Origin of the sequence: Thermoflexibacter ruber (assembly GCF_900113045.1) — a bacterium.
GTDB lineage: Bacteria > Bacteroidota > Bacteroidia > Cytophagales > Thermoflexibacteraceae > Thermoflexibacter > Thermoflexibacter ruber.
Window position 1 is genome coordinate 61,937 of record NZ_FONY01000014.1, and the last position, 18,194, is coordinate 80,130.

Genomic DNA, 18,194 nt, shown 5'->3' on the forward strand with positions numbered 1-18,194 from the left:
TATTGGGTTTAACATAATATTTTTGCTTAAATTACTTTTTACTATCCAAGTAAGTGGAAGTTTTATACTAAAAAAAAAAAAAGTAATTTGCTTATTCACAAAAATAGCTATTATTGTGTTAAGACAGTATTTTGTGAGGATTTAATGGTTATTTTCTCTTAATTAGCGCTGCGCTAATCATCTCCCCAATTCTTTTTTTATCTCACTTTGCATTTTCTACAATAGCGATTTCCTCTGGCGTAAGTTGGTAGAGTTGATAGACTAATTGATTGATTTCGTGGTCTGTATCTTGTATTTGGAAAAATAAAGGCATTATTTTTTCTTTCTCCGCTATGAAAAACTCAGTCCATTCTTTTTGTTTTATAGGGCTAAGTTTAATTTTTAATTTAGACAACTCATTCAAAAAAAACTCAGTATCTAACTCATACCAGTTTGATAGCCTTTGTGTTATCTTTTTTACCTTAAAATTACTTTTTAATACATCAATAAAAACTTTTCTATTTTTTTGTAATTCTTGATGGGTGGAAAGCATGATATTTACTTTGTCTACCAAAATTTGTTGCTTGGAAAGGGGTACATCGGGGATAGGGAACTTCTCTAAATTCTCTAAACTAATTTTTGCAAATACTTTTCCTTTTATGTCATGCAGTAAACGATAAAAAAATGTTGCACAAGAAGAATTAAGAATAGCTAAAAGAAATTTTAAGTCATATTGCTCATTTTTTGCATAAATTCCATGAACTAATGAATCAAAATAGTAATTTTTCTCATCGTAACAAGAAATAAGACTATCTCCTGTTTTTCTTATCATTAGTTTTGTTATCTCAAACATATCTGGGCTTCTTAATGCAAAATCTATTTTTGCTTGCTTTTTCATTCCCTTTTTAGATTTAATGTCTTTGATAGTCAATGAATTTGCAATATTTTCATCATAGTTTACATAATCTCCTGACCATCTGAGATGGTACTTGAAAATGTTTTTTCCCCAGATAATTGGTTTATGAAAAGCAGATTTCCTTTTATCAGAAATAAGAATATGCTTAATATTCCCCGTGTTAAGTCCATTTTTTAAATCAAAAAAGGAATTTAATGTAGGTAATTGTAATAATTTCTTTACAATTTTTCTGTGTTGGTTATCTATGATAGAAATTTCTGCATTAGGATAATTCAAAAACTCGAATTGGGAAATTTTATCATAAATCATTTTCTTTTTTTCTAAATCATTAAATTTATCAACAGCAATAAGTTCTGTCAAATTATCTTCTTGCAAATTTTTTTGAATGGAAAATTTAATGATAAGACTATCACCTACTTCTGCTTCTTCAAATACTTTTTCACCAATGGTAAGTAGGTAATGGATTTTAGCATTTTGGATTAAAAATTTTCTAATATTTTCATAAAAAATATTGAATAACAATGACTTAGGAATAATAAAACTAATAACTCCCCTATCAAAAAGTTGGAACATCCTTTCTAAAAATAAGACATATAGATTGGTTTTATATTGAGCAAGGGAATAGTTGGTTTTAAAATATTTTTCTTGTTTTTTCCTAATAAAAATTCCATACGGCGGATTGCCCACTACCACATCAAAGGCAAAGGGAAACTCTTTTTGCCAGTCAAAGGCATACTCGTCTATGTTGGGGTCGTCTATGAGCGAGTTGCCTTGCTTGATGTTGGGGGAAAGGTCAGCAAGCGTAACTAACTTATTTGCAGTGAGTAACCACATCGCTAACTTGCTAATCGCAATGCTTTCCATGTTCAAATCCACCCCGTAGATATTGTTTTGCACGATTTGCTTTTTCACCTCCCATTCCTGTCTTGCATTTTGGTTCATTCCCTCAAACATTCCCCCCAGCCCGTTCCCGTTTTGGTGCTTGCCCTTAGCTTCTAACTTTGCCCTTTCTGCCAAGACGATTTTCCACTCAGACCACAGATATTCAAAGACTTGGGTAAGGAAAGCCCCGCTTCCGCAAGCAGGGTCAAGTACTTTGATACCGCGCAAGACCTCACTGTACTCCTGCCAATATGCCAAGTTTTCGGTTTTATGTTTTGCCAACAGTGCCTCCTTTTGCTCATCGAGCCATGCCCCTACGCTATGTCGCACAATGTAGCGGGTAATGTAGTCAGGGGTGTAAAAAATGCCTTCCTTCTTTCTCGTACTGATTAAGTACTCCTCATTCCAAATCGGTGAGGTTTGCTGAGTAGCTATCTCGTTCCGCATCTCCTCCAAGTCAGCAATAGACTGCTCAAAAATATGTCCTAAGATATTCACATTCAGCTCACTTTGGAAGTCGTATTTGAGTACAAAAAACAAAAGTGGGCGAATATGGTCGTCTTTGAGCTGTATTTTTTCTTCTAAAAACTCATCTTTTTGAAAAAGCCCTCCATTGAAATTGGGAATTTTGTCAAAAAAACCTCTGTCATAAGAGCGAAAGAGTTTTTTCAAGATATGCCAAAGTTTGTCGTCCTGCTCGTAGGCAAGCAATTCTTCGGCTTTGAGTGCATCACCTATTACGTTGGCAGTAGGGATAGTATCGCGAGCAAACGCCATAAATATCACTCTATCAAGCAGTTTCTGAGTAACACCAAGTAATCGCAAGGGGTCTTCTTGGGGGTTGCTTTTTCTTAGGTGATGGAAAAGTATTTCTCTGATTTCGCTGTATTCGTTGTAAAAATCAAGGGTAATTTTTTCCTCTGCCGCTCTGCGTTCTGCAAACAAGATATCGACGGGACTTTCTTGTTTTTCCAAAAAAAGGCGGTCTTTCTGCAAGAGAAAGAAGAACTTAGCCAAGTTGTTTCCTTCTAAGAGTTGGGTAATTTCAAACACTTCTGACCGATTCATGTCAGAGTGATGATAGAGGCGAATCTCCTTGAAATCCGAGATAATCACCCATTTGCATTGCTTTCCGAATTTGGGAATATAGGAAAATCCCTGCTCCACAGGGCTACCCTTAAAGTGCGATTTTCTCTGCGGCTTGTCCAAGCTCACCAATGCTTGCTTTAACTCTATAACTGCCCTTACGTCAAGTCCTTGAAAATCTTTGAATTGCTCGGTTTGGGCTAAGTAATCGCTGAGATTAGGCAGTTGCTGATGCTCAAAGCGGAAATAACCCAAAATTCCGTCAGGTTTGGTTTGGTCAGTTTCTGTTTTTACTTCCCTACGCAAGTTCCTCTCTTCCAAGTGAATATCATAAGCATAACCTAAGACCTGCCCAAAAATCTTATGCAAGAACTCGGCTTGCAACTCCTGCTCGCTTGCCCTGTCGACCTTTCCCTCTTTGATAGCCTTCTGCCAATTTTTAATGATTTTTACTTTCTGCTCCAAATCAGGCACAGCTTGCATAATAGCCTCTAAGACATTGGGTTTAAAATCTTTGGGAACAAATAGGTTCATCAAGTAAGAGAAAATAATTTTTAAAAGTAATTGATTGACAAAGTTAATAAGTTTATAGGCTCTTTTGCTTTCCTAAAAGAAAAAATGTATATTTGCTTAACACTAATCGGAAAAAAATTATGGTCGGAGTAGAAACTAAAAAGCACACCGTAGAGGATTACTATTTGTTTATGAGCAAATTGGGAGATTTTTTTGAATATGCTGACGGGGAAATTTTCTCTAAGTATGGCGATAAGCCCTTGCCCGCAGACGTGATAGACTATGTACTCAGTGCCGACTTTGATACCAAAGACTTTACCTTCCCTATTCCTATGCCAACAAGAAAACATCAATTAATCGCTTCTAATGCACTTTTTGGGATTAGAACAAATTTGAAAGCCAATGCTAAAAAATTCTTTGTTTATGGAGATGGAACAAAAGTGCTAATCGCAGACAAAGGAACTTACAGAGTCCCAGACTTAGCAGTTACGCAAAAAGACACAGAGGTTTTTGACGAAAAAGACTAATTGGTCAATCCCCTCGTCATAGTCGAGATTTGGTCGCCAAGCACTGATTACAAGGATAGAGGAATAAAAATGCGCGAGTATCAGTCTATCACTTCCTTGCAAGAATATGTGATAATTTCCCAAGACGAAATTCGCGTAGAGCATTTTACCCGCCAAAGCCCTAACGAGTGGCTTTACAGGGCTTACGAGCAAGAAACCGCCCAATTACACCTTAGTACGATTGATGTAAGTATGCTATTGTCAGAGATTTATGCAGAGTAGTGCATAAACACAAGCAATTTGATGTCCTTGCTTGGTTTTCCTTATTCCAAATGTCTTAGTTTCATAATCAAATGAGTTTTCAAGTCATACAATCCTTTTTCCAGACCTACGGGATATTGATGAGGATTGGTAAAACGCAAAATACTACTGTGCAAAGTATTTAGTTCTTTTTGAGCATTTTCTCTAATTTGGTGAATATTGGGTATTTGATAAACTAATTGTCCTTTTTTAAAAATGGGTTGCAAGAGGTCTTTGTGTGCAATGCTCTCATCTATATTTTTTCTTCTCGTACCGTCAAGAGGGTCTATGATTGTGTTGATGCCTTGGGGCGGATTTTCTTCATCAAAAATCATGTCTGCCATGCACAAATTATCAGTATAGAACCTTCTCACTTGAAGGATGCCGGGATTAGAAATTTTGATAGCTTGTTCTGAAAGTTTGACCTTGTAATCCCAATGGTCATTTTCTTTTACCGCTCCTATCTTATATACCCCTCCCAAGGCAGGTTGGTCGTTACCTGTTACTAATTTTGTACCAATCCCCCAGACGGTAATTTGAGCATCTTGTTGTTTCAAACTATTGATAATATGCTCATCAAGGTCATTACTTGCTACGATTGCTGCATCTTGAAACCCAGCTTCATCAAGTAGTTTGCGGGCTTGGATACTTAGGTACGCTAAGTCCCCAGAGTCCAAGCGAATCCCCGCCATTTTAAACCCCTGTTCTCCCAGCCACTTGCCTACTTTGATAGCGTTTTTTACTCCTTCTATGGTGTCGTAGGTATCTACTAAAAAGACGCAGTTGTTAGGCATCGCTTTGGCATAGGCTTTAAAAGCATCTAATTCAGTATCAAAAGACATCACCCAGCTGTGCGCATGAGTCCCTCGCACAGGAATATCAAATAGCTTACCTGCCAATACATTAGATGTAGCTGTACAACCTCCGATGTATGCGGCTCTGCTTGCTGCTAAGCCACCATCTATCCCTTGCGCCCTCCTCAAGCCAAACTCAAGCACAGACTCCCCCTTTGCCGCTATACACATACGCGCTGATTTGGTAGCAATTAGGCTTTGAAAGTTGATAATGTTGAGCAGAGGAGTTTCTATGAGCTGTCCCTGAATGAGAGAACCTTTTACTCTAACCAAAGGCTCTTGCGGGAAAACTACTGTGCCTTCGGGGATAGCCTCTATGTCAAGGTCAAACTTCATTTCTTTTAGATATTCTAAAAATGCTTTTTCAAAAAGAGGCGCACCGTTATTCCCTTTGAGCGTAGCTAAATAATCGATATCATCTTGTGTAAATCTAAAATTGGAAAGAAAATCAATCACATATTCCAAGCCACAGGCGATAGTAAAACCTCCTTGGAAGGGGTTTCTGCGAAAAAATAAATTAAATACTGCTTGTTTCTCTGTCAAACCTGATTTCCAATAGCCATAAGCCATAGTAATTTGGTACAAGTCAGTCAATAAGGCTAAAGAGGTGCCGTAGAGATTTTGTGTTAGTTTCATACGCTCAGAACGCTTTTAATAAATCGGAAAAATATTTTAAGTGTATTTGCTACACTAAGGTATAAGGAAATTTGTGAATTACAAAATGTAAAGTGGATTTTTTTATTTGCTATACACTTGCGGATTGACAAATCCTACCAATTTCTCCTTTTTTAGGCCCTTGATAATGTTCTGAGCAGCAATAAAAGACATATTGGCTCTTGTATCAATAGTTGCAGAGGCTATATGAGGAGTAATAACTACGTTGGGTAAAGAGAGTAGAGGATTGTCTATGCTCATAGGTTCTGGATTGGTTACATCAAGACCTGCGCCCCAAATTAATCCATTAGAAAGAGCTTCTGTTAGGGCTATCTCATCGTGTATCTCCCCTCTTGCCGTATTAATAAAGATAGCATTTTTTTTCATTTTTTGAAATGCCTCTTTATTAAAAATACCTCTTGAACTTTCATTAAGGCTGGTATGTACCGAAATAACATCGCTCTGCTCCAGCAATTCATCAAAACTTACTTTTTTTGCGTGAAGTTTTTTTTCTGTTTCAGGCTTTGCAGTATTAGAAAAATATAAGATTTTCATATCAAAAGCACTCTGGCAAAGGCGTGCCATCTCTTGACCTATTCTTCCCATGCCTACTACTCCCAAAGTACGTTCTCTCAAATCTTGTCCTAAAAAGCCCATAGGCTCCCAGTTTTTCCACTTACCTTCTAAAATACTTTTGTTACTGTCCAATATTTTACGTGCTACTGCAAGCATAAGGGTAAAAGCGTGGTCAGCTGTAGCTTCTGTCAGTACATCTGGCGTGTTCCCCACAGGAATACCTAAATCCGTAGCCGTTTGAATATCTATGTTATTAAAACCTACAGCATAATTGCTAATGACTTTTAAGTGCGTATTTTTTCTCAAAAAATGGCTATCTATTTTATCGCTGAGCATGCAAATAAGTGCATCAGCTTGTGCAGTCTTATCTAAGAGTTCTTCGTAAGTAGGAGGGATAGCACTTCCCCATACTTTAACTTCCAATCCTGCATTTTTGAGGGTTTCTATGCCTTTATTAGGGATACGGCGACTAATGAAAACTTTTTCCATCAGAGGTTTAGTTTTTGATAATAGGTTACTTTTAGAGCGAAAAGCTACAAAATAAAATTCTATTTTACATATCTGTAAATAAAAAAATGTAAAATTGGTACATCGGAAAAGAGTTTCAAATCGGGCAGAATATCTATTTTATTTCTCTTTTTCTCCACATTACATTCAATGAAAAAGCAAATATCAAGCCTCTAACTAATTCATTATTTATTCATGTAAAATTCATATTACACCAATTTTAACATTTTCATTACGACTATTGTGGTGAAATTTTATTTTAAAAATATAGAATAAAAATATTGATTATCAATTTTTTGTATATTTTTTTACTATTTTCCTATTTCTCTTTACACTCGCAATTTTTCTTTTTAATAAAATATTAAAGGTTAATTTTTCTTTAAAAATTCCCTGCCAATATTAAGTTTTTATAAAGCTAATATAACCTTTCCTTAACACCTATGTAAAAGGGCAAACCTACCTTTGCACCGTCAAAATAAATTAGTAGTTTATTTGTATAGGGCAAGCTCTTTTAGAGTATAAACCTTTGCTTAGTTTCCAATAATTGTTAAAACTTATTTGATACATTTATGTATAGTACAAAATTACTTTCATTTTTTGCTGCTTTATGTTTGTCTTTTGTTTTATTTTTTTCTTCTATGCCTATGAATGCACAGGCACAGACAGGAAGTATTAAAGGGGTCATCAAAGATAAAGTAAGTAATGAACCTGTTATAGGGGCAAACGTTGCTATTAAAAATTCATCTCAGGGAGCTTCTACAGATTTAGATGGGGCATTTTTAATTACAAAAGTTACAGAAGGTTCTTACACCCTTGTAATATCAAGCATAGGTTATAAACCTTTGGAAATCACTGATATAAAAGTTGAAGCAGGAAAAATAGCTGTTATTGAAACTTCTATAGAAGAGGACATAAAAGGATTGGAGGCAGTAGTAGTAACTGCACAGAGGGAAACTAATACGGTTGTTTCTTTGATTAAAGACATAAAAATAGCCGAGCAGGTGGTAGTGGGTATTTCAAGTGAGCAAATCTCCAAGACTCAAGACCGAGATGCAGCGCAGGTAGTAAAGCGTGTTCCGGGCGTATCAATTATTGGAGATAGATTCATTATGGTACGTGGCTTAGCGGAGAGATACAATGCTGTGATGTTAAATGATATATTAACACCAAGTTCAGAAGTAGATTCTCGAGCTTTTTCTTTTGATGCCGTTCCAAGTGGGGCTATCAATAGAATCATGATATTCAAATCGCCTGCTGCAGAGCTTCCCGGAGATTTCTCAGGAGGTGTAGTAAAAATCTATACAAAAGAAGCCTCAGCTGACAATTTTACAGAGATAGGCTTCTCTACGGGTATTCGTGGTGCTACTACTTTTACCAACCAAGCACAATATAAGGGTAGTAGTACGGACTTTTTAGGATTCGACAGGAGTACTCGACCTTTGCCTGCATCTTTTCCAAGTTTCCTTTCTGGTGGTTTTGTAGAAAGAGCGCAAGCGGCTAATCAATTACCAAATAATTGGGTAGCAAACTCGAGCAATGTTTCTCCAGATGTAAGGTTATCTTTGAATCTTACGCGTAATTTAGGTAAGTTTAGTAATTTTACTGCGATAAGCTACAGCAATACCAATCAATATGCAAAAGTTGATTTTGACCGTTTTAATGATTTTGATTTATCTACTCAGAAAAGCGACCCTTTCTTTAAATACCAAGATGACCAATTTACCAATAATGTAAGAATAGGTGTCCTGCACAACTGGTCTTGGAAAGTAAATGACCGCACAAGGATAGATTTCCGTAACTTATTTAATCAAATAGGAATGTCTCAAACAGTAGTGCGTGAAGGGACACGTTTTACTGAAGGGGTAGATTCTCGTGCTTATTCTTTTAGGTATGAATCTCGCAGTATTTATTCTGGTCAGTTTACAGGAAGACACAGTTTTGGGGAAGATGATAAAGCAGTATTGACATGGCAGGCAGGCTTCGGCTATACCAACCGTCAAGAACCAGACTGGAGAAGATTCCGTACTCAGCGTGCTCAAAACTCCTCAGAGGCTTATCAAGTAGTTATTCCGCCGGGTCCTACTACTTTTGATGCGGCTCGTTTCTATTCCAATTTGAATGAAACAGTACTTACTGCATCGGCAGGTTATGAGAAAAAGTTTCAATTGGGGAAGAATGATGCCTTAGTGAGCAAATTGCGAGGGGGATTTTATCTGGAAAGGAAAGACAGAGATTTCAGCGCAAGATGGATGTCTTATGTAGGTACGCCTACTTTAGATGGTCGTATTCTTACTTCACCGCTTGACCAAATTTTTAGTAGTGCTAATGTAAATGGTACTACAGGTTTTACGATGAGCGAAGGTACTAAACCTAATGATAGATACGAAGCAAATATGACATTGGCGGCAGCGTACTTAGGAGCTTCTATTCCTCTAAGTAAAGAATTTACAGCGAGTATAGGATTAAGGGGGGAATTTAGCCAACAGGTGATGAATACCCGTAGTTTTGGTGGTGCGCCTCAGAATGCAGATTTATTACTTTTGCAACCACTTCCTTCTGTAAATCTATCTTATAACTTTTCAGAGAAATCTCTAATCCGTGCCTCTTATGGTATGACGTTAAACCGACCTGAATTTAGAGAGCTTTCTCCATTTTTATTTTATGATTTCAACTTTGACGTAAGCTACGTAGGAAATCCAAACTTGAAAAATGCTACAGTGCAAAATATAGACTTACGCTGGGAATTGTATCCGTCAGCAAGCGAAGTCTTTAATATTGGCGTTTTCTATAAAGACTTTACGAATCCTGTAGAAATAAAAAGTATTATTACAGGTTCTGCACGTACTTTTGAGTTTGTCAATGCTCCTAAAGCGAGAAATTTTGGTATAGAAGCAGAAGCTCGTAAGTCTTTGTACTTCTTAGCACCCACAAGTAAATACTTACAAAATATGTTCTTGGTAGCCAATGCTTCTTTGATTCAGAGCCGTGTAGATTTTGGAGCATTAGCTACTGCTCAGGATAGAACCCGACCTATGATGAACCAATCTCCTTATTTGGTTAATGTGGGTTTTTTCTACACCAATGATGATACTAATTTCCAATGGAATATTCTATACAATGTATTCGGACCAAGACTATTTGTGGTAGGGGATATACAAGCACAATCAATCTACGAGATGCCTCGTAATGTCATAGATATTTCTTTCACTAAGGGTATAGGAAAGAAATTTGAAATCAAAGGCGGTATTCAAGACCTGCTTAATGCTAAATACTTCATGGTACAAGATTCTAATTTAGATGGTAAAATCACTGGGGTAGATGAGCAAGTGCTTGGCTTCCGCAGAGGCTCGTATTTTACCATTGGTATTAATTATAAAGTTTCTAAATAATACTTCTGAGCTTAATTCGATGTCCATAAGCCAGCAAAGTATTTGACAAACGGTATTTTATCAACATAAAATCAAATTTTCAAAACTTTAAATTTTATTTATAATGAAACATTTAAGCAAAATTCTTTTGTTGTTAGTTCTTGCAGTAGCAACACTTTCTTGTAAAAAAGAATCAAAAGAAGAACCTTCCGGACCTACTGACGCACAAGGTAGAGTAATTATCTCTGGTAATATCACAGCGAACAGGACTTTATTTGCAAGGGAAAAGTACATTTTACAAGGATTTGTCAATGTAAAAGCAGGTGCAACTTTGACTATAGAACCCGGTACCATAATCTTTGGAGATAAGCAAACTACAGGTACTTTGATAGTAGAACGTGGCGGTAGAATAGAAGCTAACGGCTCAGTGGATAGACCTATTGTATTTACTTCTGCTCAACCCAAAGGACAAAGAAACTATGGTGATTGGGGTGGAATAGTGATTCTTGGAGATGCCCCTACCAATAAACCTACTGATACCCAAGTAGAAGGCGTACCTTTCCCTTATGGAGGCACGAATGCCAATTCTAATTCTGGCACATTAAGATATGTACGTATAGAATTCTCAGGAGTGGCTATTACTCCTAATAATGAGATTAATGGATTGACTTTGGGAGGTGTAGGAGCTGGAACAAAAATTGAATATATCCAAGTTTCTTATTGCGGAGATGATTCTTATGAATGGTTTGGAGGCAATGTAGATGCAAAATATTTGATTGCTTTCAGAGGTTGGGATGATGACTTTGACTGCGATTTTGGTTTCTCCGGGAAAGTGCAATATGGTGTGTCTTTCCGTGACCCTGTAATTAACGACCAATCTGCTTCTAACGGCTTTGAGGTGGACAACGATGCACAAGGTACTACAGCAACCCCTCTTACATCTGCTACCTTCTCAAATATCACTATTGTAGGTCCTTATGGACGTCCAGGCGTTACAGCATTCGGCAATGATGCTCAGTGGGGCAGAGCAATGCATCTTCGCAGAAATTCTGCCATGACAATCGTGAACTCTTTGTTCATGGGCTTCAAAGAAGGTTTGCGTTTAGATGGTACTACTACTTTGGCAAACTATACAGCAAACACAGGTCAATTGAATAATAATATTGTAGCAGGTATGACTGTAGGGGCTGTAACAGGTGCTGGTGGTGTAACTACTCCTCAAGCTACTGAATACTGGAATAGACAAGGTGGAAATAACAGCATCTTAGCCGATTATTCTACTTTAGGATTGAATACTAATATCTTCAATCTTACAGCTCCTAATTTTTTGCCAAGTGCAGGTTCTCCTTTACTAAGTGGTGCAGCTTTCCCCGGTAAAGCTGCTGATGCCTTCTTTGATAAAGTGCAGTTCAGAGGTGCTTTTGGTAGTGCTAATTGGGCACAGGGTTGGACAAACTTTGACCCTCAAAATGCAGATTATTAATATTTGTACTATACATATATAACTTTATTTTTTCAAATAGCCTTATTGATTTTCAGTAAGGTTATTTTTATTTTATTATTTTTGCAAAAGAAAAGCTCATTAGAATTGCATTTTACTTAATTAAACTTTTGAAAATCAGAGTACTACCGAAATGACAGATATACAAGCCTTAACCAATACATACACGACTACTTTTACAAAAGAGGAAATTCTGAACGATTATCGTATTGCTTGGGAAAGCCGATATGCAAGTTTGGCTGGCCGCAAAGAAGTTTTTGCGGGCAAAGCAAAGTTTGGCATTTTTGGGGACGGAAAAGAACTTGCCCAAATTGCGATGGCAAAAGCCTTCAAGAAAGGAGATTGGCGTTCAGGCTATTACCGCGACCAGACATTCATGTTTGCCATTGGCGAGCTTACCATAGAGCAGTATTTTGCCCAACTATATGCCCACCCCGACCTCGAGGCAGACCCCGCTACGGCAGGTAGGTGCATGAATGCCCACTTTGTTACTCGGAGCATTGATGAAAATGGAGAGTGGAATAAACTTAGTCAAATGTATAACTCTGCTGCCGATGTTTCCTGTACCGCAGGGCAAATGCCAAGATTGGTAGGGCTGGCTTGGGCATCTAAACTTTATCGTGAAAATCCTGATTTGCACCCATTTACCAATTTTTCCAATAAAGGTAATGAAGTAGCTTTTGGTACGATTGGTAATGCTTCTACTTCTGAGGGGCATTTTTGGGAAGCCATTAATGCGGCGGGAGTTTTACAAATCCCTATGTTAGTAGCTATTTGGGACGATGGCTATGGTATTTCCGTAGGACAAGAATACCACACCACCAAAGGAGATTTATACAAAGTTTTGCAAGGCTTTCAAAGGACAGACGAAGAGAAGGGTATAGAACTTTTCCAAGTCAAAGGCTGGGACTATGAAGCCCTTTGTAGTACATTCAAGTATGCCGCTGATATTTGCCGCAATGAACATGTCCCTGCTGTTATTCATGTGTGCGAAATGACTCAACCGCAAGGACACTCTACTTCTGGTTCGCATGAGCGGTATAAGTCTAAAGAAAGGTTAAGATGGGAGGAAGAGTTTGATTGCTTGAAAAAGTTTGAGGAATGGATATTGAAAAATGGCATTGCAAAAGCATCAGAACTTCAAGAGATTAACCAAAGTGCCAAACTTAAAGTAAATAATGCCAAACTCAATGCTTGGCGTGCTTTCGTAGATTCTATGAAAGCCGACTACCAAGAGGCTTTAAGGCTGATAGAAGAAGCTATGTTAGCTCTTCCTGCTCAGAAAGTAGCACAAAAAAACCAGCTAACCCAAGTAAGAGAAACACTACAAAAAACCTTGAATCCTTTGTACTCTGACGCTTTCAAAGCAATAAAAAAAGCTTTAAGAATTTTGCGCTTTGAAGAGAAAAATATAAAAATAGGTTTGCAAAATTGGCTTACCAAAGCAAAGCAAGAAAATGAGGAGCGTTTTAATTCGCATCTGTATAGCCAATCGGCTTACTCTGCCTTGAAAGTCAAGGAAGTAAAACCTATTTATGAGGAAGATAGTCGTTTAGCAGACGGGCGAGAGGTTTTGCAAGCTAACTTTGATGCTATTTTTGCCAAAAATCCGCAAGTCATTGCTTTTGGAGAAGACGTAGGCAAGATAGGCGATGTAAACCAAGCATTTGCAGGTTTGCAAGCCAAATACGGAGAAATCAGAATTTCAGATACCAGCATTAGAGAACTGACCATCATAGGGCAGGGCATAGGAACGGCGATGCGTGGGCTGCGTCCTATTGCAGAGATTCAATACTTAGACTATATCTACTACGGCTTACAACCCTTAGCTGATGATGTTTCCTGCCTCCAATATCGTACCAAAGGTGGTCAGAAAGCTCCTATCATTGTTCGCAGTAGAGGACACCGTTTGGAAGGCATTTGGCATTCTGGCTCACCAATTGGTATGCTCTTACATTCTCTAAGAGGTATGCACTTGCTTGTACCAAGGAACATGACTCAAGCAGCAGGGTTTTACAATACACTTTTGCAATCTGATGAGCCTGCTTTGGTAATAGAATGTTTGAACGGATATCGATTAAAAGAAAGAATACCTAAAAATTTAGGAGAGTTTACTGTACCTTTGGGTATTCCTGAGATTATCAAAGAAGGAAAAGATGTTACTATTGTAACTTATGGTTCTATGTGCAGAATCGTTATGGAAGCGGCAGAGCAGTTGAACGAAATAGGGATTTCTTGTGAAGTAATTGATGTGCAGACGCTTTTACCTTTTGACATACATCATGCTATCGTCAAATCGATACAAAAGACTAACAGGGTAATTTTTGCAGATGAAGACGTACCCGGTGGGGCAACGGCTTATATGATGCAGCAAGTACTCCAAGAACAAGATGCCTATAAATATTTGGATTCTAAGCCAATATGCGTAACTGCCAAAGCACACCGCCCTCCTTATGGTAGTGATGGAGATTATTTTTCCAAGCCTAATCCAGAGGACATCGTAGATGCAGTGTATGCACTTATATCAGAAACTAATCCTCAGCAGTATCCTGAGTTGTACGAGTAAGTAAAAGTTTTATCAAAAGTGATACATCGCGCACACTTGACAGGTTTCATAAATCTGTCAAGTGTAAAAGATTGGTAATGATGATTTTTTACTCAAATAAATTCATAAACTAATCTTGTTTGGGTATCATCATTCAATCATTGATAATTTCAAAAAGCAAGCGATTATATCATTTTTTTCTTTCCCAGACGATTTTGACTTTTTTTCCCGCTTTAGTCAAGGCACTACCTACAAGCGTATTATTGTCTTGGAGGGTAAGTTCATAGGCTACCCAGCTATCACCAGCATTGTATTTTAAGTCTTTGATAATCAGTTTTACTTTAAGTATTTTATCGTAAAAGGATATTTTTTCAAAAAAATAATTGTTGCGGGAAGGGCATAGTATCGCCAAGCTACCTTTTTGATTAGTAGAGATAACATACTCATCGGAATAGTTTACATTGGTCTGTTCGCCTGCCCCCCAATTTTCTTTCCAACTCCCTACAATAGAAGATAAATCTGAATTATTTGGTTTGATTTTAACTAAGTTACAGCCAGAAGCAATAAGAATGAGAGCTAATAAAATAGTACTGCTAAATTTCATATTCAATAGATTATTGTTTACAATAGATTCATCTTTTAGCAATATATCAAAGCATTTTTTGCTTTTCCAAGAAGTGTTAATATTTTAACAAATTGCTTAGGCGTACTTTTTAAGGGTAAAATAAAATTTACTGCCTTTGCCTACTTCACTTTCTACCCAAATCTGTCCTTGATTAGTTTCTACCGATTCTTTGACCAACCAAAGTCCCAAACCTACGCCTCGTTCTCCTCCTGTTCCTTTTTGACTGTGAATGATATTTTTTTGAAATAATTGACTTACCTGCTCCTTGCTCATGCCTATACCAGTGTCTTGCACACAAACAATTACTTTTGTTTCTGTTTCTTTGGCGGAGATAGTGATTTCCCCGTAATTAGGTGTAAACTTAATGGCATTGCTAAGCAAGTTTCTCAATACTAATCTAAGATGATTTTTATCTGCATAAATAAGAATGTCCGAATCAATATCGTTTTTAAGTCTTAGTTGTTTTCCTTTTGCCAATTCGCTAAAAAGAGCTATTTTCTCATCTATCAATTCCTTGATATTTAGGTGAATAAAGTTTAGTTCAATACCTTTGATTTGGGCTTGCGACCATTCCAAGAGAGTTTCTAACATTGTGTAAATATTGTCTATATTTTTTTTTAACTCTTCTGAAAAGGCAGTAAACTCTTCCGAAGATAGACTTCCTTCATTAATAAAATCAACAAAGGATTTCAAGCCCCCAATGGGTGTGCGCAAGTCATGTCCGATGATAGAGAATAGTTTATCTTTGGTCTGGTTTAGCCTTATGAGTTCTGATTTCTGCTCCTCAAGCAGTTCGCTTTGGGTGAGCAGTTCATTTTGTTGCTCTTGAAGTACTTGGTTTTTTTGCTCTATCTCTTTTTGATAGGTCAAATGCTCGGTGCGAAATAGATTGAGTACAAAAAATAGAAAAATAAACAAAGTAATAATTCTTATATAAACTCCAGCCTCAATAATGTAGCCGAAGTTCTCCTTGTTTTTTAAGGCTATGTTGATGATGAGAGCAAGAAAGCAGACAAAGGCAAGTAAAAAAATAGGGAAAATGAATTTAGCTTGATTGAATAAAGCAAATATCCCTACAGCAAAGAGTAGAACAAACAACTCTCCCTCATACGGTTTGGCTGATTGAAAACCTACATAGGTATAAAATAAGAGGGCTACTATCAAGCCTAAGGCTCTTGACCAATTGTATAGTCTAAGATGGTTAAGGTAGAGTACGAGCAGAAAGGTAGTAATGAGAATAAAGTTTAGGTAGTAAAAAGGGTCTGTTTCTGTGATTTTTTTCTCAGAAGGGTTTATCAAATACAAGGCTATCATATAGAGAGAAGTACCAAAACCTCCTACCCATGCTAACCCATTAAGCAAGTGAATTTTTTTTCTTTCTGCAAAAGACAGCGAATCTACAATTCCTATATTAATGCCTCTTCCCCAAAAATCCTTAATGTATTTGAAAAACTGAAACATTCAGAATGAAATGGTTAGGTTCTCTGACATTTTCTGTGTAAAACTATGTAAGCGATGGATTTTAGTCTGCCATTGACTAACACCGAAGGTGTGCCATTTTTGTAGAAAATAATAAATATACCCACATAAAACTGCGTAGCGGTGGCATATTTCACGCCTACGGCGTTGCTGTATGTTGAGCTTACTCTTTTCTACAAAGATTATAGCCCTACGGGCTTAAAGTTACATGTAGTATTGTCCGTTTACTAACTCCACAAAAAGTGTTATAGAACCAATAGTTGAATAATAAAAAACATAGCAAATGCTTTCTTTAAAGAAAGAAAGACCTGCTAAGATAAAGAATAAAGCAAATAAAACGATTATTTTCTTAATAAAATAGAGTTTTAGACCGCAGGCTCCTGTTGGCTAAGACAGTGAAAAGTTCCCAAGCCCCACACTACATCTGTGCAATCTAAACCTACTACTTTTCTATCTGGAAAGCATAGTTGTAAAATAGTCAAAGCCTTGTCATCATTGACTTTATCTCTGAAAGTAGGCACGCAAACTACGGCATTGCCTATATAAAAATTGGCATAAGAGGCAGGCAAGCGTTGGTCTTGGTAAATGACGGGCTTAGGCATAGGCAGTTCTATGATACTCAACTGCTTACCATTCAATAGCCGCATAGTTTTCAGTGTTTCTAAGTTTTCTTTTAAAGGTAGATAGTTCTCGTCATTTGGATTACTTTCTACTACGGTAACTACGGTATCCTCACTAACAAAGCGAGTTAAGTCATCTATATGTCCGTCCGTGTCATCACCGACTATGCCATCGCCGAGCCAAAGAATCTGCTCTACGCCATAGTAGTCATATAAATACTGTTCTATTTGCTTTTGGTTCAAATGTGGATTGCGGTTTGGGTTAAGCAAGCAAGCCGTGGTAGTGAGCATCGTGCCTTTGCCATTGAACTCGACAGCTCCACCTTCCATAACAATATTAGGGTAAAAAATAGGCAAGTCCAACTCATGAGCTATCAGAATAGGAATCTGATTGTCAAGGTCATGAGGAGGGTATTTCTCGCCCCATGCATTGTAGTTCCATTTCACTATTGCTTTTTTCTTCTCTTCGTAGTTCACCACAAAAGCGGGACCGTGGTCTCTGCACCAAGCATCATTGGTAGGGTGGATAAATAACTTTACTTTATTTGTATCTATTTCGTATTCAAGTAGTTTTTGGCTTACTTCTTTTTTCATTTTTTCATCAAGCACATTGATACAAACTTTCTCCTCCTCGCTCAGGGCTTTGATGAATTGGTAATAAATAGGAAAAATAGTATGAATTTTCCCGGGCCAAGAAGCTTCCTTATGTGGAAAGCTAAGCCAAGTTGCATCATGCTTTGCCCACTCGGCAGGAAAGTGATAGCCTAACTGCTTAGGAGTTACGGTAATAGATGTTTTCAAAGTAATATAACTTTTAAAAATGAAGAAATAATAGAGCTAAGGATAATTTTGTTGCTTGCAAAATTATATTTTTTCTTTGATTATACCTCTTACTACTATGGTAAAAATTTCCTTAATTTCTCTTGCATACGGGCTTACGCATTAATTTTTTAACCTAATTTATTTCTCAAGACATAAAAATTTAACATATAAACAAAAAATTGGTAATCAATGTTTTATGCTTAAAAATGTTCATTACTTTTTAAATAAAAAGAAACTTAACATTAAGTTATTTTGAATTTTGGGAGAAAAAACTATAATTTGCGATTTAGTTAAAAAAACTTAACTAAATTCATTAACTAAAACTGATAGCTTATGAGATGTAATTTTACTTAATGTAACCTTGTTGTTCTTAATTTCTACATATTGAGTAATAAACCTAAGCCTTTTTAAAATTTGATTCATTAGATAATTTTAAATTTTAGCTTAGATAGCAATTCAAA

General features: G+C 36.9%; 12 protein-coding genes. 5 read left to right on the plus strand and 7 right to left on the minus strand.

The features are described 5' to 3' along the window. Positions 1 to 202 precede the first annotated feature (202 nt). Positions 203 to 3,397: an Eco57I restriction-modification methylase domain-containing protein gene (locus tag BM141_RS09210; RefSeq protein ID WP_091544321.1), complete on the minus strand. Its 3,195-nt coding sequence runs from the start codon at positions 3,395 to 3,397 to the stop codon at positions 203 to 205. Positions 3,398 to 3,516: 119 nt separating this feature from the next. Between BM141_RS09210 and BM141_RS09215 the strand changes: the two genes are divergently transcribed. Beyond that, a complete protein-coding gene (locus tag BM141_RS09215) occupies positions 3,517 to 3,903 on the plus strand; it encodes a PDDEXK family nuclease (RefSeq protein ID WP_091544323.1) in 387 nt (128 codons plus the stop codon). Then, positions 3,904 to 4,164, plus strand: a complete 261-nt coding sequence (locus BM141_RS09220; protein WP_091544325.1) for a Uma2 family endonuclease — start codon at positions 3,904 to 3,906, stop codon at positions 4,162 to 4,164. A gap of 41 nt (positions 4,165 to 4,205) precedes the next feature. Here BM141_RS09220 and BM141_RS09225 read toward each other — a convergent pair whose 3' ends face one another. Further along, positions 4,206 to 5,672, minus strand: coding sequence for a nicotinate phosphoribosyltransferase (locus tag BM141_RS09225; RefSeq protein ID WP_091544328.1), 1,467 nt, complete (start codon positions 5,670 to 5,672; stop codon positions 4,206 to 4,208). A gap of 102 nt (positions 5,673 to 5,774) precedes the next feature. Further along, positions 5,775 to 6,755 carry a 2-hydroxyacid dehydrogenase gene (locus BM141_RS09230; RefSeq protein ID WP_091544331.1) on the minus strand — a complete coding sequence of 327 codons (981 nt, stop codon included), beginning with the start codon at positions 6,753 to 6,755 and terminating at the stop codon, positions 5,775 to 5,777. A 587-nt stretch (positions 6,756 to 7,342) separates the two neighbouring features. Between BM141_RS09230 and BM141_RS09235 the strand changes: the two genes are divergently transcribed. From BM141_RS09235 to BM141_RS09245, 3 genes are all read left to right on the plus strand, one after another. Beyond that, entirely contained in the window at positions 7,343 to 10,162 is a 2,820-nt protein-coding gene (locus BM141_RS09235; RefSeq protein ID WP_091544334.1) for a TonB-dependent receptor, read from the plus strand. A 103-nt stretch (positions 10,163 to 10,265) separates the two neighbouring features. After that, positions 10,266 to 11,624: a hypothetical protein gene (locus BM141_RS09240; protein ID WP_091544337.1), complete on the plus strand. Its 1,359-nt coding sequence runs from the start codon at positions 10,266 to 10,268 to the stop codon at positions 11,622 to 11,624. A gap of 151 nt (positions 11,625 to 11,775) precedes the next feature. Further along, a complete protein-coding gene (locus tag BM141_RS09245) occupies positions 11,776 to 14,208 on the plus strand; it encodes an alpha-ketoacid dehydrogenase subunit alpha/beta (RefSeq protein ID WP_091544340.1) in 2,433 nt (810 codons plus the stop codon). Positions 14,209 to 14,377: 169 nt separating this feature from the next. Here the strand turns inward: BM141_RS09245 and BM141_RS09250 are convergent, their stop codons facing one another. The 4 genes from BM141_RS09250 to BM141_RS09260 form a co-directional block, all read right to left on the minus strand. Then, positions 14,378 to 14,791 carry a hypothetical protein gene (locus BM141_RS09250; RefSeq protein ID WP_091544343.1) on the minus strand — a complete coding sequence of 138 codons (414 nt, stop codon included), beginning with the start codon at positions 14,789 to 14,791 and terminating at the stop codon, positions 14,378 to 14,380. Positions 14,792 to 14,887: 96 nt separating this feature from the next. Next, a complete protein-coding gene (locus BM141_RS09255) occupies positions 14,888 to 16,273 on the minus strand; it encodes a sensor histidine kinase (protein WP_091544347.1) in 1,386 nt (461 codons plus the stop codon). A 14-nt stretch (positions 16,274 to 16,287) separates the two neighbouring features. Further along, positions 16,288 to 16,428 carry a hypothetical protein gene (locus BM141_RS22890; protein WP_177217319.1) on the minus strand — a complete coding sequence of 47 codons (141 nt, stop codon included), beginning with the start codon at positions 16,426 to 16,428 and terminating at the stop codon, positions 16,288 to 16,290. Positions 16,429 to 16,656: 228 nt separating this feature from the next. Further along, positions 16,657 to 17,712 carry an agmatine deiminase family protein gene (locus BM141_RS09260; protein WP_091544351.1) on the minus strand — a complete coding sequence of 352 codons (1,056 nt, stop codon included), beginning with the start codon at positions 17,710 to 17,712 and terminating at the stop codon, positions 16,657 to 16,659. Between the last annotated feature and the right edge of the window lie 482 nt (positions 17,713 to 18,194).

Coding starts and splice junctions, on each gene's coding strand:
- BM141_RS09210 (WP_091544321.1), bottom strand. CDS start 3,397: ATGAACCTATTTGTTCCCAAAGATTTTAAACCCAATGTCTTAGAGGCT.
- BM141_RS09215 (WP_091544323.1), top strand. CDS start 3,517: ATGGTCGGAGTAGAAACTAAAAAGCACACCGTAGAGGATTACTATTTG.
- BM141_RS09225 (WP_091544328.1), bottom strand. CDS start 5,672: ATGAAACTAACACAAAATCTCTACGGCACCTCTTTAGCCTTATTGACT.
- BM141_RS09230 (WP_091544331.1), bottom strand. CDS start 6,755: ATGGAAAAAGTTTTCATTAGTCGCCGTATCCCTAATAAAGGCATAGAA.
- BM141_RS09235 (WP_091544334.1), top strand. CDS start 7,343: ATGTATAGTACAAAATTACTTTCATTTTTTGCTGCTTTATGTTTGTCT.
- BM141_RS09240 (WP_091544337.1), top strand. CDS start 10,266: ATGAAACATTTAAGCAAAATTCTTTTGTTGTTAGTTCTTGCAGTAGCA.
- BM141_RS09245 (WP_091544340.1), top strand. CDS start 11,776: ATGACAGATATACAAGCCTTAACCAATACATACACGACTACTTTTACA.
- BM141_RS09250 (WP_091544343.1), bottom strand. CDS start 14,791: ATGAAATTTAGCAGTACTATTTTATTAGCTCTCATTCTTATTGCTTCT.
- BM141_RS09255 (WP_091544347.1), bottom strand. CDS start 16,273: ATGTTTCAGTTTTTCAAATACATTAAGGATTTTTGGGGAAGAGGCATT.